We start from the raw sequence: 24,526 nt of genomic DNA, 5'->3' as shown, positions 1-24,526 counted from the left end.
AATAGAAAAATTAGTTTCTAGCCTGTTGGTACCAGTTAACAAATTTAGTTAAGCCTTCTTTTAGGGAAGTTTTGGGTTCCCAGGCAAGAAGTTTTTTAGCCTTTTCGATGTTGGCATAAGTTTGAGTAACATCACCAGCTTGCATTGGCAAATCAACCGTTTCTAAGATTTTACCAGTCACTTCCTCAATCGTTTTAATAAATTCATTGAGCTCAACTGGTTGATTATTGCCCAAATTAAAAATTTCAAAATCAAATTGTTGCTCAATGGTTTTGATAACGCCAGCTACAATATCATCAATATAGGTATAATCCCGCTTGCTTTTGCCGTCACCAAACTTGGTAATCGGTTCGCCAGATAAGATAGCTTTGGTAAAAAGGTAAGGAGCCATATCAGGCCGGCCTTTAGGCCCATAAACAGTAAAAAAGCGTAAGCAAGTAGTTTTGATTTTATAAAGATGGGCATAGGTATAACACAACATTTCTCCAGCTTTTTTGGTAGCAGCATAAGGAGAAATTGGCTCATTGACCGGATCAGTTTCACTAAATGGAACTTTATTCTGATTCCCATAAACCGAAGAACTGGAAGCAAAAATAAAATGAGGAATTTTATACTCTTTAGCCAGTTCTAAAAGATTGAGCGTACCTTGAACATTAACTTTTTCATAGAGTAGTGGTTGAGCAATAGAAGGCCTGACGCCGGCTCGAGCTGCTAAATGAACAATTTTATCAAAGTGGTGGTTTTTAAAAATCTGGCGTAAATCTTCTAAATTAACGATATTGCTTTTGTATAATCTAAAATTAGGATGAGTTAAAAAAGGTTTGACATTGTCTTCTTTCCAGCTGGGATTGTAATATGAATTAAAATTGTCAACACAAACAATCTGATATTGATCTATAATTTTGGCAATAAGAGAAGATCCAATAAAGCCTGCCCCGCCAGTGATTAAAAGAGTTTTGCTTGCCATCTTTGGAGATAATACCATATTTTGTTAAGATAAAGTTGTGATTTAAATTGTGGACTATGCTTGATTTTTTACTGATTTTTATTTTGAGCTTTTTCTTTACCCAAGGCAATGTTTGGGTTAAAGCCAGTACGTTTAATATTAAACTTTTTCCTCTTTATTTTGTTTTAATTATCGTTTTTTTATATCTAGATTTAAATAAAAAACAACTCAATCGCAAACTTTATACATACGGCAAGATTGCTATTTTTAGCCTGTTAGTACTTCTGACAGTTGGTAAAAGTTTTTATACGGCTATTAATTTGCGTCACCAACTAGGCAATAGTTATCCGGTTCATGATAACCCTATTCAACTTGAAGAAGCGATCAAATATTTAAAGCAAGGCAAAAACCCTTACACACAAGACTACTTTGGGACAGCTCAAGAAGCTTGGTATCAGGAAGAGCGCTTAAACCGAGCTTTATATCATTTTGTTACTTTACCTTTTTACCCCTTATTTTCACTAATACTTTCCTATCCAACTGAAACCATTTTTGGTTTTTTTGATGAGCGGATGGTTCATGGATTGATTTTTTTAATTCCAATCTATTTAATTTGGAAATTATTTAAAAACCTTGATAAGAAAATTTTATATCTGACTCTATTTATTTTTAATCCTATTTTTATTCATTTTTTTATTGAAGGTCGGAATGATATTTTTGTTTTTGCTTGGGTCTTTTTAAGCTTGTATTTACTTTATAAACGCAAAATACTAGCTTCATCAGCTATTTTAGGACTGGCAATTGCTAGTAAACAATCAAGTTGGTTGCTCTTGCCATTTTATTTTTTCTATCTTTGGCAAATTTATCAAAATCAGGAGATTTTAGAAAAAGTAAAATCGATCTTTTTGAAAACCTGGCCTTTTTTTGTTTTAACTTTAATTTTTTTTGGCAGTTTTTTGCTTTGGGATGGACGGAGTTTTGTTGAAGATGTTTACCTTTTCCCAGGTGGAGGACTGGCAACCAGCTATTTTATCACTGGTATTGGGATATCTGAACTTTTATTAGAAACAGGTTTTATAGCTAGTGACACAGCTTATTTCCCCTTTTTTGTTTTGCAGTTAATTGTAGGCCTACCTTTATTGATATTTCTTTTTATCTGGTTTAAAAAGCGTTTAACCATCAGTTCTCTGGTTTTTGCTTATGGTATTTTTCTGACGGTTTTTTGGCTGTTTTCCAGGTTTTTTATGGACAATTATGTTGGATATTTGACTATGGTGTTTTTGATAGGAGCGGTTTTTTTAGAAGCAGAAAAATCAAACTGTGCACACAAAAATAAATTGGTAAGCAAAAAAACGCGGATATGATCTGGTTATCACATCTGAAAAACCATGGAATACAAACAAGGGTTTTTTGATTTGAAAAAGTGGGTGTACGGCAGGAAGGGGAATTGGGGTGGGTTTAACCTTCTTAATTTTCAAAGTTGATTTTTTAAGCATAGCTAAAGCTGTTTTTTGAGTATAAAAATATTTGTGATCTATATCCAAAATCCCTTTTTCAGCATAATCAAATTTACCTAAAAGTAACGAAAGGCGAATATAGAAATTGGCAATATTTGGCAAAGAGATAATAAAAATGCCTTTTGGTTTAAGGTAAGTTTTCAGTTGTTTTAAAGCGCGTATTGGGTTGACTAAATGTTCTAGAACATCACCAATAATAATAGCGTCAAATTTGCCCTCAAGTTTAAAAGTGTCTTCTAAATTAATTTCATAAAATTTTTTGTATTTTAATTTTAAGACATCTTTTTTATAGGTTTTATCTTTATCAAGGCCACTAATTTGACCTTGCCAACCATTTTCTTTTAAAACCTGGCCGATAAAACCTTTGTTGCAACCAACATCTAAAATATCGGTGATAGGGGATTTGTGATTAACAACTAATCTGGCGATTTTATTGTGGGAAGAAAAAGGATCAGTGCCTTTATAAATGTATGGCATTGTAGCTCATAAAGTTTTTTGATAATAAACGATGGTGGGTTCCAGACCTTGCTCAAAACTGATTTCTGGTTGCCAATTGAGCAATGTTTTAGCTTTAGTAATATCTGGCTGACGTTTTTTGGGATCTTCTTCGCGGACTCCTTCTAAAGGTTTGTTACTGATTTCTGAGCTGGATTTAGTCAGTTTTTTTATAATTTGGGCTGTTTCTAAAACTGTAAATTCTCTAGGGTTGCCAAGGTTAATGATTTCCCCAGCCAAATCGGGTTTAGTCATAAAACTTTCCAAACCACGAATCAGGTCGGCTACATAACAATAACTGCGGGTATGGGAACCATCACCAAAAATAGTTATCGGTTCATTTTTCAAAGCTTGTAAAATAAAAGTAGGGATAACTCGGCCATCATTGGGGTCATTTCTTGGACCAAAAGTATTGAAGATCCGGACGATTCGAACATCTTGGCCAAATTCGCGAAAAGCAGTAATACAAGCCATTTCTCCAAAACGTTTGGAAACATCATAGCAAGCTCTGATTCCTACCGGATTGACATTGCCCCAATAGCTTTCTTTTTGGGGATGTTCTAAGGGGTCACCATAACTTTCGGAAGTTGAAGAGTAAAGAAAACGAGCATTAATCTTTCGGGCATATTCTAAAAGATAATGAGTTCCAAAGGCATTGGCTTTATATGTGGCAATAGGGTTGTTGTGATACCCTTTTGGTGAAGCGGGTGAGGCTAGATGATACATATAGTCAAAGTGAAAATTAGGATCCAAATAGGTTTCGGCTGGATTGCTGATATCAGCTTCAATACATTTGAAATTGGGTGAAGCTGAAGCTATTTCTAAATTTTCTTTTCGGCCGGTAATAAAATTATCAACACAAGTAACTCGGTGACCTTGGTTTAACAATAAATCACAAAGATGAGAACCAATTAGTCCAGCTCCGCCAGTAATTAAAATTGATTTTTGGTCCATATTCATTAGACTTATTGCAAAATAAGCAAAAGCAGCACAACTTGTCTTTTTGTCAATTTTCTGCGTCAGGTAACACCTCAAGCACATTTAGTGCTATCAGCATTATCTTTCTTGAAAATAAGACAAAAATTCTGCGTTTTGCAAACATTTTTTATTTTGCAATAAGTCTATTGTATCTAAGATTATTAATAGTTACACAGACAATCTAGTTTGTAAGTATAATAGACTTATTATGAAATACGCAAATGCATATTAGATAACACTATTTATGAAAAATTGGTCAGTGTTGCTTGTAAGTTTTTTTGCCTTAGTTTTTTTAAAACAAATTTTATGGATGGGATTGGTGCCGGTCTGGCATTTTCCTGATGAACAAGCTCATTTTTCTCAAGTGCAAAATATGGCTTTTTTTGCTGTGAGCCATGGAAATACTAGTGATGAAATTGCCATGTCAGAGATCCTGCTTGGTACTAAAAGAGATCAACAAGGTAATAATAAATTTACCCATCAGCCGTGGTTTACTATTCCCTATAGTAATTCTGTCTCAGGTGTCCATGAACAAACTATTACTGATTTACCAAAAACTTATACCACCAACCTAAAGGTTAGAGAGGCTACATCTTACCCATTTTTGTATTATTCAGGTTCAATGTTGTTTTACAAACTATTTGCTTCCTCAAGCATAATTACTAGAGTTTATAGTGTCAGATTTTTCTCTTTGCTAATTTTTATGGCTACCACTTGGGTAGTTTGGCAAATTGGACAACTGCTTTTCCAAAATAAATTTTGGGCCTTGGGTTTGACAACTCTAGTAGCTTTTCAGCCCATGTTTTCGTTTGTAGGAGCAGGGGTAACTAGTGATGTATTGTTTAATTTTTTCTTTACTTTATTTGTTTATTGCTGTCTTAAAATTATTGAAAAGCCCAAAGCTCAAGCCTGGCTGTATCTTTTTGTCATTATTATTTTGGGCCAGTTAACCAAGCAGCAAATGGTTGTAGCTTTGATAATCGCTCTTTGTCTTTTGCCATTTCGCTTCACTCCTATTAAACAACTTTTTTGTAAAAAAACTGCTAGTACAATTGGCCTTATATTGCTACTAAGCGGATTTTTGGCAGTAGCGATGATATTTGGTAAAGCCGAATATATTTATACCTTTATTCAATCAGGCAGAAATCAAAACCAGCAAATCTTTGCAATTAGTTTATTTGAACATATTAAATTTACTTTGCTGCACACATACCGCGAAGTTTTGCCCTGGTATTGGGGAGTTTTTAAGTGGTTGGGGGTAGTGCTACCTCGTTGGGTCAATCGGGTACAAATGGGAATTTTGGGCATAACTGGTTTTGGCTTGCTATGGTATTTGGTCCAAAAAGTAACGAATTTTTTTAAAACAAAAAAACTATCTCTGTTTGATCAAAAAATTTTATTTTTGCTTTTTTCAGCCTTAGCTTACTACTTGGCTTTATTGCTATGGGATTGGCAATTTCGGCGGGCTTATAATTTTTCTTTTGGCGTACAAGGCCGGTATTATTTTCCAGTTATCATAGCTCATATGGCCTTGATTTTAGTTTCCTGGCGATTTTTATGGCAGCAAGTTTTTAAAAAATATAGTCCCAATTATGTGTTGGTAATATTAGGGTTTTGGTGGTTAATTTTGCAAATCATTGGATTGCGTACCATTATTGTTTCTTACTATGATGTATCTTCTTGGAGTATTTTTTTAAATCAAATTAGCCAATATAAACCTTGGCTGTTTAAATCATATAGCTGGTATCTTTGGTTTAGCTTAGCGATATTGGCTTTAGTTTTATTTTTGCGTAATTTTATAATTACATGGCGATATGAAAAAAATCACAAAACTAATTGTTAAAACCACTTGGTTTAATTCTCCATCTTTTTATTTTTTAGTTGTGGTAATAAGTGCTTTTTGCTTGAGGTATTATCATTTAGTTCAACTGTTTCCGTTTACCATGGATGAGGAGTACCAGGCTTTTTTAGCAGTCAATACTATTAAAACTGGCCATGTTCCCTTAATAGGCGTTAACGTAGCTGGAACTGGTTTATACTTGGGCCCTTTTTTTACTTGGTTTTCAGCTCTAATTTATTACGTAGGCCATTTGAATCCGCTTTTTACCGGACTAGTTGCAGCTTTTATTGGAACTATAACTGCAGGATTACTGTATTATCTAATTTGGTCTACTGGTAAAAATACCCTAGCAGCTTTGGTGGTTGGCTTAGCTTATGCCAGTAATCCGGTATTGGTTAGTTTTGATCGGAAGTTTTGGAATCCCAGCTTGGTTATGCTATTAACGATTCTATGGTTACTGACTATTAGTAAGGTCAAACAAGATAAACGCTACTGGATTTTAATAAGTGCTGTTTTAGGAGCAGCACTGCATGTTCACTACTCACTCCTTATTTTAGTAATTCCCAGTTTGGTAATTTTAGGTAAAACACAAAAGAAAATAATTTGGTCAAAAACAGCCTCCTTAGCGGTTTTAGTTTTTGGAATATTTATAAGCCCTTTACTGCTATTTGAATTGCGGCATGGTTTTTTGCAAAGCAAAGCCTTACTGCATTTCGGGCAAAACCAGCTAAGCTTTGATATTTTTGCAAAATTAAAAGTGATGCTTGGTAGTTTTGGGCAGTTGGGTTTTCTGGGTTGGTTTAGCGATATGTTCACACTTTTTCATAGTAATGATTACCCGATATTACTATTAGTATTAGGACTGATTGTAATAATTGCTAGTTTGTATATCGCTTTTACTCATAGAAAACAAACAATTTTTTATGCCATATTTTTAGCTTTTGTGAGCGTTTTAGCCATGGTTGTGGTTTATCCTGGTCCGATCAGTGCTTACTATTTTTTACCGATTTGGCCCATGCTGATTGCTTTAGGGGGATTATTACTTAGTCAAAAGGAAGTTGCTCAATGGGTATTTGGCTTGATAACAATTTTAATTCTAATTTGGATTACTCAATCTCTGACATTAACTAATCATTTGGGGTTTTCGGATAAACAAAAAGTTTTAGAATTGGTTCGCAGTTTTGTCCAAAATCAACCTTATCATTTGGAAGTTTTGGGCAGTGATAGTAAATATGAAGGCTATCGGTATTTGGCTGAATATCTGAAACTGAGACCAGTTAGTAGCTATATGGATGCTTATTTTGATTGGCTTTATGTAGATCAAGCAGATAAACAAACACCGATTTTCAATGTAGTTATCTATGATAGTTTGGATGATTCGATAGAAGCTAAAAGAGAGTGGCAAAATTGGCAGAAGAAATATGATAGTTGGCATTTAGTAACCAACATTCATAGCTTAAACGTACTTATTTCAAAGCCAAAAGATTGATTGCAATTTTGCAAAAAAGCGCGTAGGATAAACTTACTATAAGGTTCGGGTGAATATGAAAAAGCAGATTTTGATCTTTTTGAAGCGACATACTGGGTTTATTATCTTTTCCTTATTATTTTTTTTGTCTCACTTACTATATTTAGATACTGATTTTCATGTTTTAGAGCCTGATGAAGGTTTATTTTATAGCTTTGTTCAACAAGTTAAAATGGGACATTGGCCTGTTTTTGATGGCCATTTATTTTTAGAAACTTTTCCATTATTTATTTTTCTTTCTGCCTGGCTGGATAAACTAACTCATGTGTGGGGAATTTTTGTTGCTCAACGGTTACTAGCTATTATCGGAACTTATTTACTTTGTTTGGGGATGTATATTTTTGGTTTAGCACATAAACACAAGGATTTTGGATTAGTAGCTGCTTATTTAGTTTGGTTGATGCCTCTGAGTTTTTTTTATAGCCAAACTGGAACAATGGATATGCTTTATTTAGGTTTGGCTTCTTTATCTATAGCGCTACTGATTTTAAATTTGCAAAAATCTAAAACACATCATTTGCTTCTGGCGGGTATCTTACTAGCTTTGGCTATTTTAATAAAATTTACTACTTGTATTTTTTTGCTATCACCACTGGTAATATGGATTTTATATGGCAAAAAGATTATCAAAAAATTAGCTTACTATTATCTTGGAGCAGGGATAGTAGTAGGCTTTATCCTGATTCCTTATTGGTATATTTTTAAAAATAATTTTGTAGCTCAAGCTCTTAACTATCCTGGACAACATTTTTTAAATCTGTTTAATTTTCGAGTTCATTTGGCTACTTTATATATTTATATTCAAAAAAGCACATTTTTGTTTTCTCCATTTTTAGCGCTTTTGAGTTTGCTAGGAATGTTAACCTTGCTATTTTTAGTGATCAAACTGGCTAAAAAACAAAACACTAACAGTTGGCAAGATCAATATATGTCTCACATTTTAATTTTTTTTGTTCCTGCTTTTATTTTTTTATACCTTTTTAATTTTTCGCCTCGATACGCATTGTTGCTTGTGCCAGCCTTAGGATTGCTTGGTAGTTATTTTTTAACCAGTCTTTTTAGCCGCAAAACTATATATATAGCTTTGATTATTGTCTTGCCATGGACCTACCAGGCATGGTTGGCTACACAACACATTTCGATTCGTGAGACCAAGCAGTATGTTTTAACTTTAAAAAAAGCTTATGATTTACCGATTTATGCTTCATTCGAGCCGGAAAAACTATCTACTTATTTTGATTTACCAATTCGGCTTCTATCACCAGAAGCATTGAAGGGAGGCATCATTATTACAGACGAGCGAAAAACTGAGCTCATGGCAAATCTGAGTGAAGAGCCATATATGGCCATGAAGGAAACTTGGCAAAAACTGGATGCAAGCAAGCAAGTTTGGTTGTATACGGATATTTACAACCATTTTCCAGTTGATTCCAGAAATAATGTCTTTAAAGTTTACTTAATAACCGGTTTGGACTAATTTTCTTTATCAAACTCCTGATTTCCAAGATAAACAAAATATAAGTAATTGGTAAAAGTGGCAAAAGGTAGTGAGGAAAAAACAATCGGGAGTTGATGAAAATAAAATAAAGCCAGGTAAAAATAATGATAAAACTCTGTTCTATTTTTTTTGTTAAAAAAAGCATTGGACTAGCAAAAATAGTTAATCCCAAAATAGGCCAGAGGAAACTCCAGAAAGCAGTTTGATGAATTGGATTTTGGCTATCAAACCAGACTGGCCACTGATTTAGAAAAAAGACCCGAATTGGAGCGAGAAAAGGGTAGTTGGGGACATGGCTGGCATGGATATGGGCAGCCTGAAGCTGAACCCTTATGAAACCAGAAAAGCCTTGTGTGATAAGTAAGGGACTGTAAGTAGTTAGGTACAGTAATAGGGCCACTACAGCTAAGATCGCAAAATTTTTTAAATTAAATTTTTTCCAAGCTAATTCAAAGATAAATAAACTTAGCAATACAATCACAGCTAGGGCTGGAAATTTACTGGCGGCAATTAAGCTTAAAATAATGCCTAGTAAAACATAGAGCCGAGGGTTATTATCCGGACTAATTAGATAAACAAACATAAATAAAAGAACACACATGGTTTGGAATAAGTCTAGAAGAGTGGTAGTGGCTTGATTGATAAAGAGTGATTCGTTGATTAAGAAAAAAGGAATAAGCAAAGCTAAGTAAGTGTTTTTTAAAATTTTATCTGCCAGTAAATAAGACACAATGAGAAAACCAATAGCAAAAATAAGCTGAATAAGGACAGCATTACCAAACAAAATAAGACCTAAACCATAAAGATATTTAACTAAAGGAGGATGTTCGACATTAACGCTATCAATTACTCCCTGAGTTACATAAATATAGCCGGCATATTGATAAAGCTGATCATCGTCAATGACCGAAACAGCATCACTGGGATTGGGAGCAAATTGAGAATGGTTGTAGCTATTCTCTAAATCTTTATAATTAAAAGTACCGAACAGTTTTTGTCTAAAAGGATAGATTTTTACCAAAAAGAATACTATCAGAAGTCCGATAAAAAGAATTTTAAGTTTTGGCATATTTGAAACAATTTGGAAAAGCAACGATAATACATCTTAATTTGATTATGCAAATAAAGCAAATAGTCTTATTACTTTTTTTTATTTTGGCTGTTGTAATAGTGGCTCACTATTTTAGTGTTGTGGCTTGTGCTAAATTTCTTAACCAGGGAAATCCAATTTGTTTTTGGGCACAAACTGGAGCATAAAACCTATGTTTATCGCAGCGCTTATTATCGGAATTTTGGCTTATGCAATTTTAGGGGCTGGTTTATTGGGAATTTTATATCCATGGGTTTTATGCTTGCTTGGTTTAGCTTTCTTAGGCTTTGTGATTTTTTATACAGTTAAACACTGGTCACAGCTGCGCACTTTTATATTAGACTTAAAACCAGAAACTACTCTTGATTACTTTTTGATGTTAATGCTATTGGTTTTTGCCTTAATTCATCTGATGGGAGTTTTGGCTCCGGAAATCTTTTTTGATGCTCTTTGGTATCACCTGACACTGCCCAAGCTGTATTTAGCTAAACACACTTTTAGTTTTATTCCCGGAGATTTGTATTATTACAGTGCCATGCCCCAACTGGGAGAAATGCTGTATACGCTTGGTTTAGTTATCGGTGGTCAGCTAGGAGCTAGGCTGTGGCATTTTTTGTTTGGGATTTTAACTACTTTAGCTATCTATATTTTTGGCTCTAAACACCTTAGTAAAAGAGCTGGTTTAGTGGCAGCTTTGCTATTTATTTCTGACTTGGCTGTAGCTTGGCTGATTACGACGGCTTATATTGATTTAGCCAGAACTTTTTTTGAATTTCTAGCCTTTTTTTATTTTTACAATTGGTATCAGGAGAGGCGAGACAGTGATTTATTTAAATCGAGCCTACTCATTGGTTTAGGAGTAGCGACTAAATATTTCGGTCTGGTTTCTTTAGGTATTATTGGCTTTTTAGTTCTTATTAGCGCTACCAAAAAAAGAGTAGCTAAAACTTTTCTGGTAGTTGGGCCAGCTCTACTAATAAGCTCTATCTGGTTTGTACGGGCGTATCTTTTGACTGGTTACCCGTTTTATCCCTTATTTTCTGGGATTTTAAGTAGTTGGCACGATTTTATCTTGTATGGACCATGGGAGTATTTGACTGATTTTTTTAAACTGTCCAACTTGCCGACTGATTGGATTAGCCCAATTTCGCCACTGTATATTGCCTTACTGCCTTTTTCTTTATGTGTTTTGCGAGCTCAAAAAAAGTGGCGAATCATAGCTTGGTACTGCTTGCTAGCTTATACAGCCTGGTTTCTAATTCCTAGAACTGGAGGTAGCCGGTTTATGGTGCCTTATTTACCGGCCTTTGCTTTGCTGGCCAGCTTGCCATTTGCCGTATCCAAACAGTTAAGTAAAACTTGGCAAAGCCTAATTTTAGCTTTAATTTTGGCAGTAGTTGGTTTCAATGGCTTGCTAAGAGTTTATATTAATGCCAAAACTTTGCCGCTTATTTTGGGTCAAAAAACCAGTCACCAATATTTACTGGAGAATTTGGATTTAACAAATGCTTTTTATGATACTGATGATTTTTTGGCAAAAACTATCAAAGATTCAGACCTAGTTTGTTTTGAAGGTGGCCAAAACTTATTTTACGTTGACTTTCCTTATGTGCATGAATCATATCAAACAAATGAAGTTTGTGATTATGTGTTGGTTCAATATCAAGACCTTGACTCAAAATATGAAAATCGTGTTAAGTTCATCTATGAGAATCAGAAAAATCATATTAAACTATATAAACTTACAAAATAAAACCTATGAAGCTATCTGTAATTGTTCCAGTTTACAACGAAGAAAAAACTATCGAAGAGATTATTAAGCGCATTTTAAAAGCGCGTAAAAATTTAGAAATTATCGTGGTGGATGATGCTTCCAGTGATAAGACACCTAAAATTTTAAAAAAGATTAAGAGTAAGCAAATTACAGTTTTGTTACACCAAAAAAATCAAGGTAAGGGAGCAGCAATCCGAACTGCTCTAGCTAAGGTTAGTGGTGATATTGTCATTATTCAAGATGCTGATTTGGAATATGACCCTAGTGAGTATGAACGCTTAATAAACCCTATTATCAAAGGTAAAGCAGAAGTGGTATACGGTTCTCGTTTTACCGGTGAACATCGCAACCTTTTGTTTTGGAATTTTGTAGCTAATCATTTATTAAATCTATTAGCCAATATTTTATATAATACAACGCTTTCTGATCTGGAAACTTGCTATAAAGCTTTTAAAAGTGAGGTGATCAAGAGTATCAGATGGAAAGCTAACCGCTTTGATTTTGAGCCAGAAATTACAGCTCGAATTTTAAAAAAACATATCTATATTTATGAAATGCCAATTTCTTATGTGGGCCGTGATTATACTCAAGGTAAAAAAATTGGTTTTTGGGATGGAGTGACGGCTTTTTGGGTGCTTATTAAACTGCGTTTGATGGATTAGTTTATGGTAAAGTTTCCGGTGACTGGTCACATGATTGTCAAAAATGAAGAACGGTTTATTTGGTATAGTTTAGCCAGTACAGCTCCGTATCTAGAAAAAACCATCATTTTTGATACTGGCTCCACTGATCACACCATACCTTTGATCAAATTGTTTATTGAGAAAAATCACGATCTTGACATTAGTTTTTTTCAAAAAAAAGCTTTGAAAGCTAAAGAGATTACTAAATTGCGACAGTTGCAGCTAGCTCAAACAAAAACACCATGGTTTTTATTAATTGATGGTGATGAGATTTGGCCGCAAAAACAGCTGATAAAACTACTCAAACTGAGCAAAACATTGGCTCAAAAAACACTAGCTGTAGTTAACCAGACCAGAAATTGTGTGGGAGATATCTGGCATTATTTGCCGGATAGTTTTGGTAAATATATGCTTCTGGGCAAAACCGGTCATTTCAATATTAGACTAATGCGGACCAAAGACTATCTGCTTCAAGGCGACTATCCTAATGAAGGTTATTTTATTAATAACCAAAATATAGCTAGTCAGGATGAATTACTAGTTTTTTCAAAAGCCTGGTATTTGCATGCTAGTCATTTGTGTAGAACTAATAAGCGTAATGGTAATTTAGGCAGAAGGCAGGAAATTATAACTAAGGGTAAGAGGTTTATAAAAAAAGATATACCAGAAGTGTTTTTTGAAAAAATGCCAGAGCAAATACCTCAGGTTTTGGGAAAAAGAACTATTTGGTTTGAACTTAAAGCAAATTTTTTTGATATCTTAAGAAAGATATGAAACAAAGTCATATTTGGGAAAGCACTAAATACTATGAGGTGGCTGCTAGATCCAGTCAGTATTTAGCCCATCCAGGTCTTAAAAAAATAAAAGAATTAGCCCAAAAGGCTGATAGGGTTTTGGAGTTTGGTTGCGGTGAAGGGACAAAACTAAGCAAAATAGTTCCCAAAACAGTCAAAGGAACAGGAATAGATATTAGTCGCACAGCCATTGCAATGGCTAAAGAGCGTCATCCGGCTTATGATTTTGTTTTTTATGACGGTAAAAAAATCCCCTGTAAAGATGGTAGTTTTGATTTAGTCTATTCGGCTTTTGTGTTGGAACATTTGCAAAATCCCAGCCAAAATATAAAAGAGATGATTAGAGTTTTAGAAAAAGATGGCTTGCTGGTATTGTTGGCTCCTAATTATGGTGCGCCACAGCGGTGCTCACCTTGTTTTAAAGGCCATAGAATTGCCAAGCTGATTGATGGTTTGATAAAAGATCTAATTGGTTCAAAAGGTCAGTTGGATTGGCAAAAAGTAAGCATGAAGGCTGATACTAAGCATTATCAGATTGATTGGGATACTACTGTTGAACCTTATTTAGGTAGCTTACTTTCTTTTTTGAAAACCCAAAACATGAAAATAATAGAATACTCTTCCAATTGGAAAATTGCTGAACCGCAAGAACAATTTGTTAATAAAGCTTTTCGCTTTTTAGGTATGAGACAACTATATCCTTTTAAATTATGGGGGCCACATTTATTTGTAATAGCTTGTAAATTATGAAAATTGCCTTCTTATCCTACTACAGTGGCTTGGTTGACCGGGGAGTAGAAACCTTTGTCGATGCTCTCGCTTCCCGTTTAGGCCAAAATCATGAAGTAATGGTAATTCAAGCTGGAACTAAAAAAGAGCAAAAACCGTACATGCAGATTGTGATTCCAGGTAAATCGTATAATTCTCAAAAGCTGAGCCAGGATTTTAAGGAACGTTTTTTCCTGGATAAAAAATCCCGGGTAATTGCCAAATTCAGTTTTCAAGCCTTAAAAACCCTACAATCATTTCAGCCAGATATTATCGTAGCTTGTAATCACGGTTGGCAAGCAGTTTTAGCTAAACTGTATATTAGGCTTCATAAACACTCACGCTTGGTTATCAGTGCTCAGGTGGGTAAAGGCCGGGAGGAGAGTTTAGCTCTTAGCCTTAAACCAGACCTATTTATTACCCAATCCCAAACTAGATTAAAGCAATTGAGTTTAAAAGATAGTGACCAAATCATAGCTATTCCCAATGGAGTCGATTTTGCCAAATTTTTCCAGAAACAAACACTAGCAGGGAAAATCCAGTTGCAAATAGCAAAACTTAAAAAACCGATATGTTTATGTGTAGCTGGCCCTGAACCTTATAAACGGGTTGAAGATACGATTGAGGCTGTTACTAAGCTTGGTAATGTCAGCTTACTAGTTTTGGGTGGCAGTAAAAAAACTAAAAATTTAGGCAAAAAATTACTTAGTGATCAATTTGTACAATTAAAAACTCCTCATGAGCAAATGCCGGCTGTCTATCAAATTGCTGATGTGTTTACGCTAGTATCTGACTCTCAGGAGGGTTTTGGCATTGCTTATTTAGAAGCGATGGCTGCAAATGTGCCAGTGGTAGCTCGTGATGACAGTTTGCGAAAAGAAATTATCGGCAAAGCAGGACTATACGTAGCTGATCCAGCTGATCACATTGCTTATGCCCAAAGAATCCGCCAAGCCTTAGATAGCAATTGGGGTAAAAAACCTCAAATGCAAGCTAAAAAATTTAATTGGGATCAAGTAAGCCGAGAGTATGAAAAGGCCTTTATTAGCCTTGTGTCCAAATCGTCTAAATTAGGATCTTTCCACTAATTTCGTTACAATAAACCCATGAAGCAATACCTTTCTTTGCTCAAGTCTAAGACTGCCATGGATGCGCTCATTGTTTTGGGTGGTAGTGGGATTTCGTCAGCGCTAGGATTTATTTTTGTTTTTCTAATTGCCCGCAATTTAGGGCCAGAACGGTTTGGGATTTTTTCAACTATTATTGGTTTTACGACCTTTTTATCAGCTGTGGCTGATTTGGGCATCAATCAAAGTTTAGTAGCTTTTATATCAGGGTTTAAAACCAGGACGCGCAAAAAAACCTGGAGCAGCACCAGTTTGACTAGTGTATTTGCAAGCTCAATCATAATTGCTCTAGTTATGTCTTGCTTGTACCGTTTTTTCCTCATTAAACTTTGGGGGCATAATCAGGATTTTTCAGGCTTGGTGTTTTTGATAATTGTAATTATCACTATTAATATTTTCTTATTAGCACTATTGCAATCACTACAGCGTTTTTGGAGTCGGTCAATTTTAGACAATGTTTTTAGTGTGGCAAGACTATTGGTAATTGGTGTTTTTTTCTTGCTCTATGCTCGTCTAAATATCACCCTGGCACTCTGGTCGATTGTCATTGCTTATTTAGTGGCTTTTGTAGTTGGAAAACTCATGGTTGGTGATTATTTGCAAATTCGAAGGGTTAAGACCAAGCTCATACCCAAATTATTAGGTTTTAGTAAGTGGTTAGCAGCGCAAAACTTTTTTGCCAATTTATATGGACGACTAGATGTAATGATGCTGCCTTGGTTGTCGACATTATATTTTACAGGCATCTATGCCGCCGCCGCTCGGTTTATGAGTATTTTTCCACTGGTGGTTTCCTCACTATCATCTGTGGTTTCACCCCGCTTTGCCAGTTTTACCAGCAAAGATCAAGCTGGCACTTATTTTCGCAAATCTTTACTCATCGGGTTTGGGATTAGTGCCATTATGATGCTACTCCTAGTTTTAGCTTATCCAATTATTTCCATTGCCTATGGTGAAGATTTTTTGGCAGCTATTGCCGTATTTCGTTTTTTAGTACTGGCCAACATTCCTTTGCTGCTATCAATTCCAGCTACTAATGCGGTGGTTTATTTTTACAAAAAACCTAAATATGTAACTGGAATATCTTTAGTACAACTAGTAGGGTTAGTTCTATTAAATTTACTTCTTATTCCAAAGTATGGTATGTTTGGACCAGCTTACAGTTTGCTAGCCATGAATAGTCTTGGTATGATAGGCAATTACTTAGCGTACTTTTGGCTACATAAAGATTTATGACACTAGTTTCAGTTATCATTGCTACCTACAACGAAGACCAATATTTAAAAAAATGCTTAGAAAGTTTAGCATGCCAAAAAAAGGCTAGATTTGAAATTATTGTAGTTGATGATGGCAGCTTCAAAAAAGCTAAAAACTTAGAACTAAAAAGTAAAAACGGCACATTTAGATTTTTTAGAATAAAGCATAGTGGGACAGCAGTAGCCAGGAATTTTGGGGCTAAAAAGGCTAAAGGCGATATTCTGGTTTTTGTGGATGGTGATATGGAGTTTGAACCAGACTTTTTAGAACAGTTAATTGAGCCAATTGAACAAGGTTTGGCAAAAGGTACGATTTCCACAGAAGAGTATGTAGCTAATTGGAATAATGTTTGGGCCCGGTGTTGGAACTTTGAGCAAGGTCTAAAAACCCGCAAACGGATTGATGAAAAAGACATGATGCTCCGGGATTTTAGAGCTATTTTAAAATCAGAATTCGATAGAGTTGGTGGTTTTAGTAATACCGGTTATACCGACACCTGGTCGTTGTCGGAAAAATTAGGCTATAAGCCAGTCAAAACTAAAGCCAAATATTACCACTACAATCCGGCCAGTATGCAGGAAGTTTTTTGGCAGGCACTTTGGATTGGGGGCCGACAACGCAAGTTTGGCATTGTTGGTAAAATTGTAGCTGGCTTGCGAGCTACTATGCCAGTTTCCATATTTTTAGGTTTGGTTAAGGCGATTACATACAAAGAAATGGGAATGCTTAACTTTAAAATTATCTACGATTTAGGAATTTTAAGTGGCATTATGAGCGGAGCTTCGAGAAAGGCAGTATGAAAGGATGGAAGCACTTTTTGCAATCGTATGGCATGTATGTAGTGCTATTAGTAGCTTTACTGCTTCGATTGCCTTATATAAATCAATCGCTTTGGTTGGATGAAGCGATTGAAGCTTTGGCGGTCCGCGATAATTCTCTGCCTCAGCTTTTCACCTCATTTATGCCTGGGGATTTTAATCCGCCACTGCACTATATTTTGCTCTGGGGGTGGGTGAGAATGTTTGGCAGTAGCGAAATAGCCCTACGGTTACCATCGGTTTTGCTGGGAGTTGGGGTAGTTTGGTTTGGGCTTACGTTGCTTAAACAAATGCTTCCTAAAAAAATCGAATTACAAGTTGCCGGGGGTTTATTACTAGCTACTAGTCCACTACTGATCTATTACTCTCAGGAAGCAAGGGCATATATGCTGGCCACTTTTTTAGCTAGCTGGTCAATGCTAAGTTTATGGCAATATATACAAGAAAAAAAGTCTCTTTGGCGCTATATTATCGTTACTAGTTTACTGTTATGGTCACATTATGTGGCTTGGCTGCTGTGGCCAATTCAGATTATTCTAACTTGGGTTTTAACAAAAGATAAAAAAAGAACCTTAGCTACTTTACTGCCATTGGTTTCAATTATTCCTTTGCTGCCACTTTTGAAAACTCAGGTAATTCTAGCTGCAAAGGTATCAACTGCTTTGCCAGTTTGGCAAAGCTTGGGAGCTTTATCATTTAAAAATCTGCTTTTAATTCCGGCTAAATTTTTACTAGGGAGAATTGATTTGCAAACTTCATTTAGTTTTGTCTTGATTTTGGCGCTATTTTTAATAGCGTATGTAATCGTGATAATGCAGGCTTTAGTAAAAAATAAGTTAGTCAAAGATAAAAAACTGCTGTTTTTGCTGGCTTGGCTAGTCGGTCCAATTAGTTTAGGTATAGTTTTATCAATTAAACTTGCTTTACTATCGTACTTCCGTTATCTCTTTGTCCTTCCGGCTTTTTACCTAGTTTTTGTGTTTAGTTTGCAATTTTTTAAAAAAGATATACAAAAAATTGCCTTTGGTGTTTTTCTGCTACTCAATATTGTGAGTAGCAGCTTTTATCTATTTGATGCTAGTTTGCATCGTGAAGACTGGAAATCATTGGTAGCTTTTATTGATGGCAAACAAGCTTCTTCGTATGTGGTCATGATTAGCTCAGTAGATGCCCCTTTTGCGTACTATGACCAAGGCAAACATACGCTCATTGATTATCAAAACATTGATGAAATTAAATACTTGCCCAGTGTTTGGCTGATTACGTATGCCCAACCTATTTTTGACTCACAAAATAAAACAGAAATTACTTTGACTCAGGAGTATGGATTTGAGGAAATTTCTAGTAAAACATTCCGAGGTGATTTGGTTGTAAAATATTTAGTAAATCCATCAGGGCTTCATGCCCAAGCTTTATGATTATTGGTATTGATATTTCTCAAATTGCCTATGGCACCGGCGTTTCCCGGTATACCAGAGAACTGGTCAAAAACTTATTACTACTTGATTGGAATAACGAGTATAAGCTGTTTGCCGGGGTGTTTCGGCAAAAAAAAGAAATCGAAGCTTTTGCTAAAACTCTGCCACAAAATCGGCACAACTATAAAATTTATTACAAACTGTTTCCCCCTAAACTAGCCCAGGTAGTTTGGAATCAATACCATAGTAAGCCGATTGAAAAATTTATGGGCCGGTGCGATGTTTTTCATAGTTCGGATTGGACACAACCACCGACTTCCGCCAAAAATGTGACTACCATTCATGATCTGACGCCGATGCTGTACCCACAATATCATGATCCAGTTTTACGAGAGAATTTTGCCAGGCGCCTTGGTTGGGTACAGAAAGAGTGTCATGGGGTGATTGCCGTTTCTCAGGCAACTAGGAATGACATTATCAAATATGCTTTTATCAAGCCTGAACAAGTGGCTGTCATTTATGAAGGAGTTTCAGAAGAATTTTTTGATCAGGATTTTAATGAGCAACAAGTAGCGGCTACTCTTTTAAAATATCAAATTCGCAAGCCTTATTTTTTAACTGTGGGGACTAAAGAGCCGCGCAAGAATTTAAAAACTATTTTAGAAGCTCATGCTAAGCCAGAGGTATATAGTAAAGCCCAACTGGTTATAACTGGTAAAAGCGGTTGGAGTAAAGAAGTTAAAATTGTGAGCTCGGATCAAAGGCGTTATGTGGTTGAGACAGGCTATGTCAGTGAGCTAGAACTAAAAATTCTTTACTGCCAAGCCGCTGGATTTATTTACTTATCGGAGTATGAAGGTTTTGGTTTACCGGTTTTAGAAGCTATGGCAGCTGGAGTGCCGGTAATTTGCAGTAATGTTTCCAGCTTGCCAGAAGTTGCCGGAAAAGCAGCCATCATGGTACCATCTAAAGACGCTCTTAAACTTAATCAAGCCATGAAATATTTGATGACCAATCCAGAGGAACAAGCTAAGTGGAAAAGCTTAGGCATTGCTCAAGCTAAACGATTTACTTGGGAAGATTGTGCTAAAAAAACCCTTAAAGTTTACCAAGGGCTATTGTATTAGTAACATTATTCATGTTTTATTTATTTCAAAAGATTTTTACTTTTTTAGGCTTTTTTTATTTAAGTTTAATTGCTTCCCTGTTGTGTGTTTTTATTTTGCCAAGATTAAAAAATTTGATTATTACTTTAGTTTTACTTGCTGGCATAGGGATAAATATCTATTTTCTAATCCAATATTTGCCAAAAAGTTTTATGAAACCTACATTGGTTGATCAAATAATTGAAAGAGACACTATGGCTCAAAACTTGGTAGCTAAGGATATAGGAACTTTAATTTCTAAAAGCGATTCAGTATGTATTTTTTGGTCTTGGGATTTGCCAGTAAAATATCTTTTATATCAACTGTATCCGCAACAAGTCAAAGTGATAGCTGAGAGTAATCAGTCAAATGTAAATCAATGCCAAATTTTAATTTCACAATTTAAAAAAAGAAACCTATTAAAGTACAAATTAATCTATAACAGATATAACACCTTTGTTTATCTTAAAAAGTAATTCAAAATATGGATTTTATTTTAACCTTACTAAGTATCATAAGTTTTTGGGAAGTTGGATATTTAACAAATTTTTATTTTTTACATAAAAAACAAATCAACCTTTCAAGTTTTTTTGGCTTGGGGCTTGGGATAGTTGGTTTAATGCAAATCTTACTAGGTCTTGCTCAAATTAAATTACAACAAAGCTTAGTTCTAACATTTTTTATCCTTACTACTTTATGGGTTTTACTACTATACAAGAAAAAACAAAAAAAGATTAAATTGACATTAAAGCTAGATGCCAAAAAACTAATTCCGATTTTATCATTAGCTGTATTTATTTTGTTTATTAGCTATCTTAGTTTGCTTTCTAATGTTTGGGGTTATGATGCTTATAGTATCTGGTTAGCTCGAGCTCGAGCATTTTGGCTTGATGGTAGTGTTAGTAGATTTAATCTGTACTTTTTCTGGCCTTTTGATCATCCTATTTTATGGCCTTTGAGCATTTCTTGGATATATTTTTTTCTAGGCAAAGCTAATGAATACTATAGTCAAGTATTAGTTTTAAGTATATGGATAGCTATTATTTTAATATTTCTGCAGCAAATAAAACTTAAAAAAATTCATTCAATACTTTGGTTTAGCATTTTATTAACTACACCATTTTTGTATGGCAACGTAATTTGGAATGAATATGTTGGCAATGCAGATTTGTTAGCCAGTTTTTTTCTCCTTTTAGCAATTTCCCAGATTATTAAAAAGAATTTTTTACACTCTGTTTTGTTTTTATTTTTTACTACAATTAGTAAAAATGATTTGTTGCCAGCAAGTTTATTATTTTTAGTCTTAACCCCATTAGTTTATAGAAAAGATTTTTTTCAAGAAAAAATTACAGCTTGGTTAGCCTTACTTCTTTTTATAATTGGGAATTTTACATGGAAAGCTTACTATCAGTTTGATAATCGTTATATCAATAATGCACTACATTTAGAGCTTTTAAATCGAGATTTAAAAGATTCGCTTATATATAGCTTGCACGCTTTTCGTGAAGAATGGCGACAGCTTTATCGATGGGGATTAGGTTGGTGGTTAATATTATATGGTTTTATTATAGGTTTTAAAGAAATCCTTTCATCAAAAGAATATCGTTTATGCTTTCTGATTCTACTTGGACAACTAATCTCATATTTAATAGTTTATTATTTAACTCCAGAAGATCAGGCAACTAATATTTCTACTTCAATTTACAGGCTTAGTTTGCAAATATATCCAAGTGTCTTATATTTGGGGTATAAACTAATTGAAACGAAAAAATGAGTAAAAATAAATATAAAACTATAATTTTAAAATTTGCTCTTTTAGCCCTAGTTTTTTTAGGGTTAGTTAATCCCAATGGCCAATTTGATATGTATCTAGGGTTAGCCGGTTCTTTGACACTTTTACTGTTTTTTTTAAAAAAACTAAAACTACCTCTATGGTTTTATTTTATTGGTGTAGGACTAGCGTATTTGGCTGACCAGCAATTTGCCAATCTTGAAATTAAAGCACTTCCTATTTTGCTTATAGCTGGTTTAGTTCTTAGCTTGGTTTCAATTAGTTATGCTTACCTTAAAAAATATCCTCAAATTTTATTGACAGGACTTTTGTTAGTTTTTCTATTAACTAGCTGGCAAAATTCTAGTCAACTGCGAACTTACCTTAGTGCCAATCCTCAAAATGGTACCTATACCCATGATATGGGTTTGTATTTAAAAACCTATTACAACATGGAAAAACAAAATTATTACCAAGCTCATCTGGAAGCTTTCAAATATCACAGTGTGCCTACACAAGGGCCTCGCGATGTTTGGGGATGGCGTCTGCCAACAGTTTTTTATTTGTGGCGTTTGATTCCTATTCAAAATGGTCTGGCCATCCATTTTGAATTATTACTCATGTTTAGTTTAAATTTAATAGCCATCTATGAAATTGCTAAACAACTTTTGCCGGCTAAGCTCCAGTTTGTCTCAATTGTTTTTCCTTATCTTTTATTGCCTTATCTGCATTTTGCGGCTAGAGATTGGACTATGTTGCAAATCGAATGGTGGGCAATTAGCTTTACGCTTTGGGCTAGTTGGGCTTTTATAAAACAAAAAACTTGGCTAACAGTTTTGCTGCTCAGTTTAGCTGTTTGTAGTCGGGAATTACTGTTGATTCCGATTGGTCTCATTGCTTTGATAGCTCTGGTCAAAAAATGGCCTAAGCGTTTTGCCTATATGATTCCGGTTTTGGCTTTTTCAGGAATGCTTATCATTCATACTTTTGAAATAGCTCAGCTAGTGCCACTAGCTAAAAACGCTTCGACATTTAAACTTCGCTTTCATGGTGAAGGCGCCGCGCTTTTTATGACTACGTTTGCTTTTGGTTCTTGGGAATATCTACTTTATGCCTTTAGAATTTTTTTAGGAATTTATCTTGTGGCTATTGTTGGCCTATTACTTTCTTTGCAAAAATATAGTGCTTGGTTTTTGCCATATTTTATTTTGCCAATTTCTTATCTAGTAATCGGAACCAGCCATTGGAATCACGCTTGGGGAGTTTTGTATATGCCAATAGTTTTTTTAAGCCTGCCGTTGGTTCTGGCCAATATTTACGATAAACTAAACATAAAACTATGATCATAGGAATAGATGGCAATGAAGCCAATGTCCAGAACCGCGTCGGTTCCAATGTCTACGCTTACGAATTATTGTCGGCTTTGCATGAGCTGATTAGAGTAGATAAAACTAAACAGGTTCGAGTGTATTTAAAGCAAGACCGGCAAACTACATTACCGGGCATATTGACGAATTGGGATTATAAGACCTTTGGGCCAAGTTTAGCCTGGACACAGTGGCGCTTACCATTGGAACTTACCTTGGAAAAATTATCTGGTAAAGCTCCTGACATATATTTTTCGCCTGGTCATTATAGCCCTCGGTTTTCATCAGTTCCGACTGTAGTGACCATTATGGATTTGGCTTATCTTATGTTTCCTGATGATTTTAGAGGGAGTGATTTAAGGCAGCTTAAGGCATGGACTAGGAGATCTGTTAAAAAAGCCAGTCATATTCTGGCCATTTCTCAAAGCACTAAAGATGATATTGTCAAACATTACCGAATTAATCCAGAAAAAATTACGGTTACCTATCCGGGTTTATCGTTAAAAGTTTCTAAAAAACCAGGAGACAATAGTTTTAAAAACTTGCAGGCCTACTTGGGAATTACCAGGCCGTATCTAATTTATGTGGGCACACTACAGCCAAGAAAAAATATAAGTGCTTTGCTTGATAGTTTTACTATTTTAAAAAAACAATTTCCTAAGTTGAAGCTAGTCATTGTTGGAAAAAAAGGTTGGCTTTATGATGAGATTTTTACTAAAGTCAAAAATTTAAAACTTCGCAGCGAAGTTATTTTTACTGGCTATGTGAGTAATTTTGAAAAATATGAGCTATTGCGGCATGCTCAGGCTTTTATCTTGCCAAGTCTGTATGAAGGCTTTGGCTTGCCGGTTTTAGAAGCTATGGCTTTAGATGTACCAGTAATTGTAAGCCGGGTTTCCAGTTTACCAGAAGTCGGAGGCGAGGCAGCTTTTTATATTGACGATCCTAAATCCGCCCAAAATATCGCTCAAGTTACCTCGTCCGTGTTACAATTATCAGTGAATAGATTGAAAGAAATTCAGGCTAAAGGTAGAGCTCAAGCTCTAAAATTTACCTGGCAAGATTGCGCTCAAAAAACCTTAACAGTTTTAGAGCATCTTGCTAGGAAATAATTATGTTTAAAGATCGCATGGGTCGACCATTATCAAATCAAGAAGCTGGCCACAAAATTATCAACCGTTTTTATAATTGGATTTTAGATTTTGAGCTGATGATACTTCGTTTTGTGAGTTGCGTGCCTTTGTTTTGGTTTCGCAAATTTTTCTACGTGCTAGCTGGAATCAAAATCGGCAAAGGCTCTGTTATCCATATTAAGGCTAATTTTTTCAAACCTGCCAATATCACCATTGGCGAAGACACAATTATTGGTATGCGGGCTTTTTTAGATGGTCGGGACAAGCTGCAAATTGGCAATCATGTGGATATTGCTTCTGAGGTGATGATTTACAACAGTCAACATGATATTGATAGTTTTGATTTTAAGCCCATTGAAAAGTCGGTTATTATTCATGATTATGTTTTTATTGGGCCAAGAGCCATTATTTTACCAGGTGTAACGATTGGTAAAGGAGCCATAGTAGCGGCTGGAGCAGTGGTTGCCGAAGACGTACCAGAAATGACGGTGGTTGGAGGAGTGCCAGCTAAAAAAATCCGGATGCGCAAAGAACAAAAATTAGCATATACTTTAGGTAGAGCTAGGCTTTTTCAATAAC

Annotated in this window: 22 protein-coding genes; 18 read left to right on the top strand and 4 right to left on the bottom strand. The window is 35.1% G+C overall.

The window, feature by feature from the left end; translation table 11 throughout:
• Positions 1-10: 10 nt before the first annotated feature.
• Positions 11-967, bottom strand: coding sequence for an NAD-dependent epimerase/dehydratase family protein (locus GYA49_03485; GenBank protein NMC36085.1), 957 nt, complete (start codon positions 965-967; stop codon positions 11-13).
• A gap of 56 nt (positions 968-1,023) precedes the next feature.
• Here GYA49_03485 and GYA49_03480 point away from each other — a divergent pair, with 56 nt between their 5' ends.
• Positions 1,024-2,310, top strand: coding sequence for a hypothetical protein (locus GYA49_03480; protein NMC36084.1), 1,287 nt, complete (start codon positions 1,024-1,026; stop codon positions 2,308-2,310).
• Here the strand turns inward: GYA49_03480 and GYA49_03475 are convergent.
• Entirely contained in the window at positions 2,260-2,940 is a 681-nt protein-coding gene (locus tag GYA49_03475; GenBank protein ID NMC36083.1) for a class I SAM-dependent methyltransferase, read from the bottom strand. The two genes, GYA49_03480 and GYA49_03475, sit on opposite strands and share 51 nt — an antisense overlap.
• Before the next feature lie 6 nt (positions 2,941-2,946).
• On the bottom strand, positions 2,947-3,918 hold the full coding sequence (locus GYA49_03470; GenBank protein ID NMC36082.1) for an NAD-dependent epimerase/dehydratase family protein: 972 nt from the start codon (positions 3,916-3,918) through the stop codon (positions 2,947-2,949).
• A 262-nt stretch (positions 3,919-4,180) separates the two neighbouring features.
• On the opposite strand from GYA49_03470, the gene GYA49_03465 reads away from it, so the two are divergent.
• The 3 genes from GYA49_03465 to GYA49_03455 are packed head-to-tail and all read left to right on the top strand — an operon-like array spanning position 4,181 to position 8,781.
• Positions 4,181-5,779 carry a DUF2142 domain-containing protein gene (locus GYA49_03465; GenBank protein NMC36081.1) on the top strand — a complete coding sequence of 533 codons (1,599 nt, stop codon included), beginning with the start codon at positions 4,181-4,183 and terminating at the stop codon, positions 5,777-5,779.
• Positions 5,751-7,265: a glycosyltransferase family 39 protein gene (locus GYA49_03460; protein ID NMC36080.1), complete on the top strand. Its 1,515-nt coding sequence runs from the start codon at positions 5,751-5,753 to the stop codon at positions 7,263-7,265. The genes GYA49_03465 and GYA49_03460 overlap by 29 nt, the downstream gene beginning before the upstream one ends.
• Before the next feature lie 55 nt (positions 7,266-7,320).
• A complete protein-coding gene (locus GYA49_03455) occupies positions 7,321-8,781 on the top strand; it encodes a hypothetical protein (GenBank protein ID NMC36079.1) in 1,461 nt (486 codons plus the stop codon).
• Here GYA49_03455 and GYA49_03450 read toward each other — a convergent pair.
• Positions 8,750-9,871 (bottom strand): hypothetical protein, encoded by a 1,122-nt coding sequence (locus tag GYA49_03450; GenBank protein NMC36078.1) that lies wholly within the window; start codon positions 9,869-9,871, stop codon positions 8,750-8,752. The two genes, GYA49_03455 and GYA49_03450, sit on opposite strands and share 32 nt — an antisense overlap.
• 193 nt (positions 9,872-10,064) lie before the next feature.
• Between GYA49_03450 and GYA49_03445 the strand changes: the two genes are divergently transcribed.
• The 14 genes from GYA49_03445 (at position 10,065) to GYA49_03380 (ending at position 24,525) form a co-directional block, all read left to right on the top strand.
• Complete coding sequence (locus GYA49_03445; protein NMC36077.1) at positions 10,065-11,645, top strand: phospholipid carrier-dependent glycosyltransferase; 1,581 nt, start codon at positions 10,065-10,067, stop codon at positions 11,643-11,645.
• A 5-nt stretch (positions 11,646-11,650) separates the two neighbouring features.
• On the top strand, positions 11,651-12,328 hold the full coding sequence (locus GYA49_03440; GenBank protein NMC36076.1) for a glycosyltransferase family 2 protein: 678 nt from the start codon (positions 11,651-11,653) through the stop codon (positions 12,326-12,328).
• A 3-nt stretch (positions 12,329-12,331) separates the two neighbouring features.
• Positions 12,332-13,123: a glycosyltransferase family 2 protein gene (locus GYA49_03435; GenBank protein ID NMC36075.1), complete on the top strand. Its 792-nt coding sequence runs from the start codon at positions 12,332-12,334 to the stop codon at positions 13,121-13,123.
• A complete protein-coding gene (locus tag GYA49_03430) occupies positions 13,120-13,893 on the top strand; it encodes a class I SAM-dependent methyltransferase (protein NMC36074.1) in 774 nt (257 codons plus the stop codon). The genes GYA49_03435 and GYA49_03430 overlap by 4 nt, the downstream gene beginning before the upstream one ends.
• Positions 13,890-14,999: a glycosyltransferase family 4 protein gene (locus GYA49_03425; GenBank protein NMC36073.1), complete on the top strand. Its 1,110-nt coding sequence runs from the start codon at positions 13,890-13,892 to the stop codon at positions 14,997-14,999. The genes GYA49_03430 and GYA49_03425 overlap by 4 nt, the downstream gene beginning before the upstream one ends.
• A gap of 18 nt (positions 15,000-15,017) precedes the next feature.
• A complete protein-coding gene (locus tag GYA49_03420) occupies positions 15,018-16,274 on the top strand; it encodes an oligosaccharide flippase family protein (protein NMC36072.1) in 1,257 nt (418 codons plus the stop codon).
• Positions 16,271-17,095 (top strand): glycosyltransferase family 2 protein, encoded by an 825-nt coding sequence (locus GYA49_03415; GenBank protein NMC36071.1) that lies wholly within the window; start codon positions 16,271-16,273, stop codon positions 17,093-17,095. The genes GYA49_03420 and GYA49_03415 overlap by 4 nt, the downstream gene beginning before the upstream one ends.
• Entirely contained in the window at positions 17,092-18,531 is a 1,440-nt protein-coding gene (locus tag GYA49_03410) for a hypothetical protein (protein NMC36070.1), read from the top strand. Before GYA49_03415 ends, GYA49_03410 begins: the two co-directional genes overlap by 4 nt.
• Positions 18,528-19,658 carry a glycosyltransferase family 4 protein gene (locus tag GYA49_03405; protein ID NMC36069.1) on the top strand — a complete coding sequence of 377 codons (1,131 nt, stop codon included), beginning with the start codon at positions 18,528-18,530 and terminating at the stop codon, positions 19,656-19,658. Before GYA49_03410 ends, GYA49_03405 begins: the two co-directional genes overlap by 4 nt.
• A gap of 191 nt (positions 19,659-19,849) precedes the next feature.
• Positions 19,850-20,152 (top strand): hypothetical protein, encoded by a 303-nt coding sequence (locus tag GYA49_03400; GenBank protein NMC36068.1) that lies wholly within the window; start codon positions 19,850-19,852, stop codon positions 20,150-20,152.
• Positions 20,153-20,160: 8 nt separating this feature from the next.
• A complete protein-coding gene (locus tag GYA49_03395) occupies positions 20,161-21,450 on the top strand; it encodes a hypothetical protein (protein ID NMC36067.1) in 1,290 nt (429 codons plus the stop codon).
• Positions 21,447-22,790, top strand: a complete 1,344-nt coding sequence (locus tag GYA49_03390) for a hypothetical protein (protein NMC36066.1) — start codon at positions 21,447-21,449, stop codon at positions 22,788-22,790. The genes GYA49_03395 and GYA49_03390 overlap by 4 nt, the downstream gene beginning before the upstream one ends.
• Positions 22,787-23,926: a glycosyltransferase family 4 protein gene (locus GYA49_03385; protein ID NMC36065.1), complete on the top strand. Its 1,140-nt coding sequence runs from the start codon at positions 22,787-22,789 to the stop codon at positions 23,924-23,926. The genes GYA49_03390 and GYA49_03385 overlap by 4 nt, the downstream gene beginning before the upstream one ends.
• A gap of 2 nt (positions 23,927-23,928) precedes the next feature.
• Positions 23,929-24,525 carry an acyltransferase gene (locus tag GYA49_03380; protein ID NMC36064.1) on the top strand — a complete coding sequence of 199 codons (597 nt, stop codon included), beginning with the start codon at positions 23,929-23,931 and terminating at the stop codon, positions 24,523-24,525.
• Position 24,526: the final 1 nt, after the last annotated feature.

This window comes from Candidatus Beckwithbacteria bacterium, assembly GCA_012797845.1.
GTDB lineage: Bacteria > Patescibacteriota > Microgenomatia > UBA1400 > UBA1449 > JAAZOH01.
Note: the sequence above shows the minus strand (reverse complement) of the source record. Positions and strands in the feature narration are given on the sequence as shown.

Excerpts from the sequence above, each read along its gene's own strand:
- GYA49_03485 (NMC36085.1), bottom strand. The coding sequence starts at position 967 with ATGGCAAGCAAAACTCTTTTAATCACTGGCGGGGCAGGCTTTATTGGA.
- GYA49_03480 (NMC36084.1), top strand. The coding sequence starts at position 1,024 with ATGCTTGATTTTTTACTGATTTTTATTTTGAGCTTTTTCTTTACCCAA.
- GYA49_03475 (NMC36083.1), bottom strand. The coding sequence starts at position 2,940 with ATGCCATACATTTATAAAGGCACTGATCCTTTTTCTTCCCACAATAAA.
- GYA49_03470 (NMC36082.1), bottom strand. The coding sequence starts at position 3,918 with ATGAATATGGACCAAAAATCAATTTTAATTACTGGCGGAGCTGGACTA.
- GYA49_03465 (NMC36081.1), top strand. The coding sequence starts at position 4,181 with ATGAAAAATTGGTCAGTGTTGCTTGTAAGTTTTTTTGCCTTAGTTTTT.
- GYA49_03460 (NMC36080.1), top strand. The coding sequence starts at position 5,751 with ATGAAAAAAATCACAAAACTAATTGTTAAAACCACTTGGTTTAATTCT.
- GYA49_03455 (NMC36079.1), top strand. The coding sequence starts at position 7,321 with ATGAAAAAGCAGATTTTGATCTTTTTGAAGCGACATACTGGGTTTATT.
- GYA49_03450 (NMC36078.1), bottom strand. The coding sequence starts at position 9,871 with ATGCCAAAACTTAAAATTCTTTTTATCGGACTTCTGATAGTATTCTTT.
- GYA49_03445 (NMC36077.1), top strand. The coding sequence starts at position 10,065 with ATGTTTATCGCAGCGCTTATTATCGGAATTTTGGCTTATGCAATTTTA.
- GYA49_03440 (NMC36076.1), top strand. The coding sequence starts at position 11,651 with ATGAAGCTATCTGTAATTGTTCCAGTTTACAACGAAGAAAAAACTATC.
- GYA49_03435 (NMC36075.1), top strand. The coding sequence starts at position 12,332 with ATGGTAAAGTTTCCGGTGACTGGTCACATGATTGTCAAAAATGAAGAA.
- GYA49_03430 (NMC36074.1), top strand. The coding sequence starts at position 13,120 with ATGAAACAAAGTCATATTTGGGAAAGCACTAAATACTATGAGGTGGCT.
- GYA49_03425 (NMC36073.1), top strand. The coding sequence starts at position 13,890 with ATGAAAATTGCCTTCTTATCCTACTACAGTGGCTTGGTTGACCGGGGA.
- GYA49_03420 (NMC36072.1), top strand. The coding sequence starts at position 15,018 with ATGAAGCAATACCTTTCTTTGCTCAAGTCTAAGACTGCCATGGATGCG.
- GYA49_03415 (NMC36071.1), top strand. The coding sequence starts at position 16,271 with ATGACACTAGTTTCAGTTATCATTGCTACCTACAACGAAGACCAATAT.
- GYA49_03410 (NMC36070.1), top strand. The coding sequence starts at position 17,092 with ATGAAAGGATGGAAGCACTTTTTGCAATCGTATGGCATGTATGTAGTG.
- GYA49_03405 (NMC36069.1), top strand. The coding sequence starts at position 18,528 with ATGATTATTGGTATTGATATTTCTCAAATTGCCTATGGCACCGGCGTT.
- GYA49_03400 (NMC36068.1), top strand. The coding sequence starts at position 19,850 with ATGAAACCTACATTGGTTGATCAAATAATTGAAAGAGACACTATGGCT.
- GYA49_03395 (NMC36067.1), top strand. The coding sequence starts at position 20,161 with ATGGATTTTATTTTAACCTTACTAAGTATCATAAGTTTTTGGGAAGTT.
- GYA49_03390 (NMC36066.1), top strand. The coding sequence starts at position 21,447 with ATGAGTAAAAATAAATATAAAACTATAATTTTAAAATTTGCTCTTTTA.
- GYA49_03385 (NMC36065.1), top strand. The coding sequence starts at position 22,787 with ATGATCATAGGAATAGATGGCAATGAAGCCAATGTCCAGAACCGCGTC.
- GYA49_03380 (NMC36064.1), top strand. The coding sequence starts at position 23,929 with ATGTTTAAAGATCGCATGGGTCGACCATTATCAAATCAAGAAGCTGGC.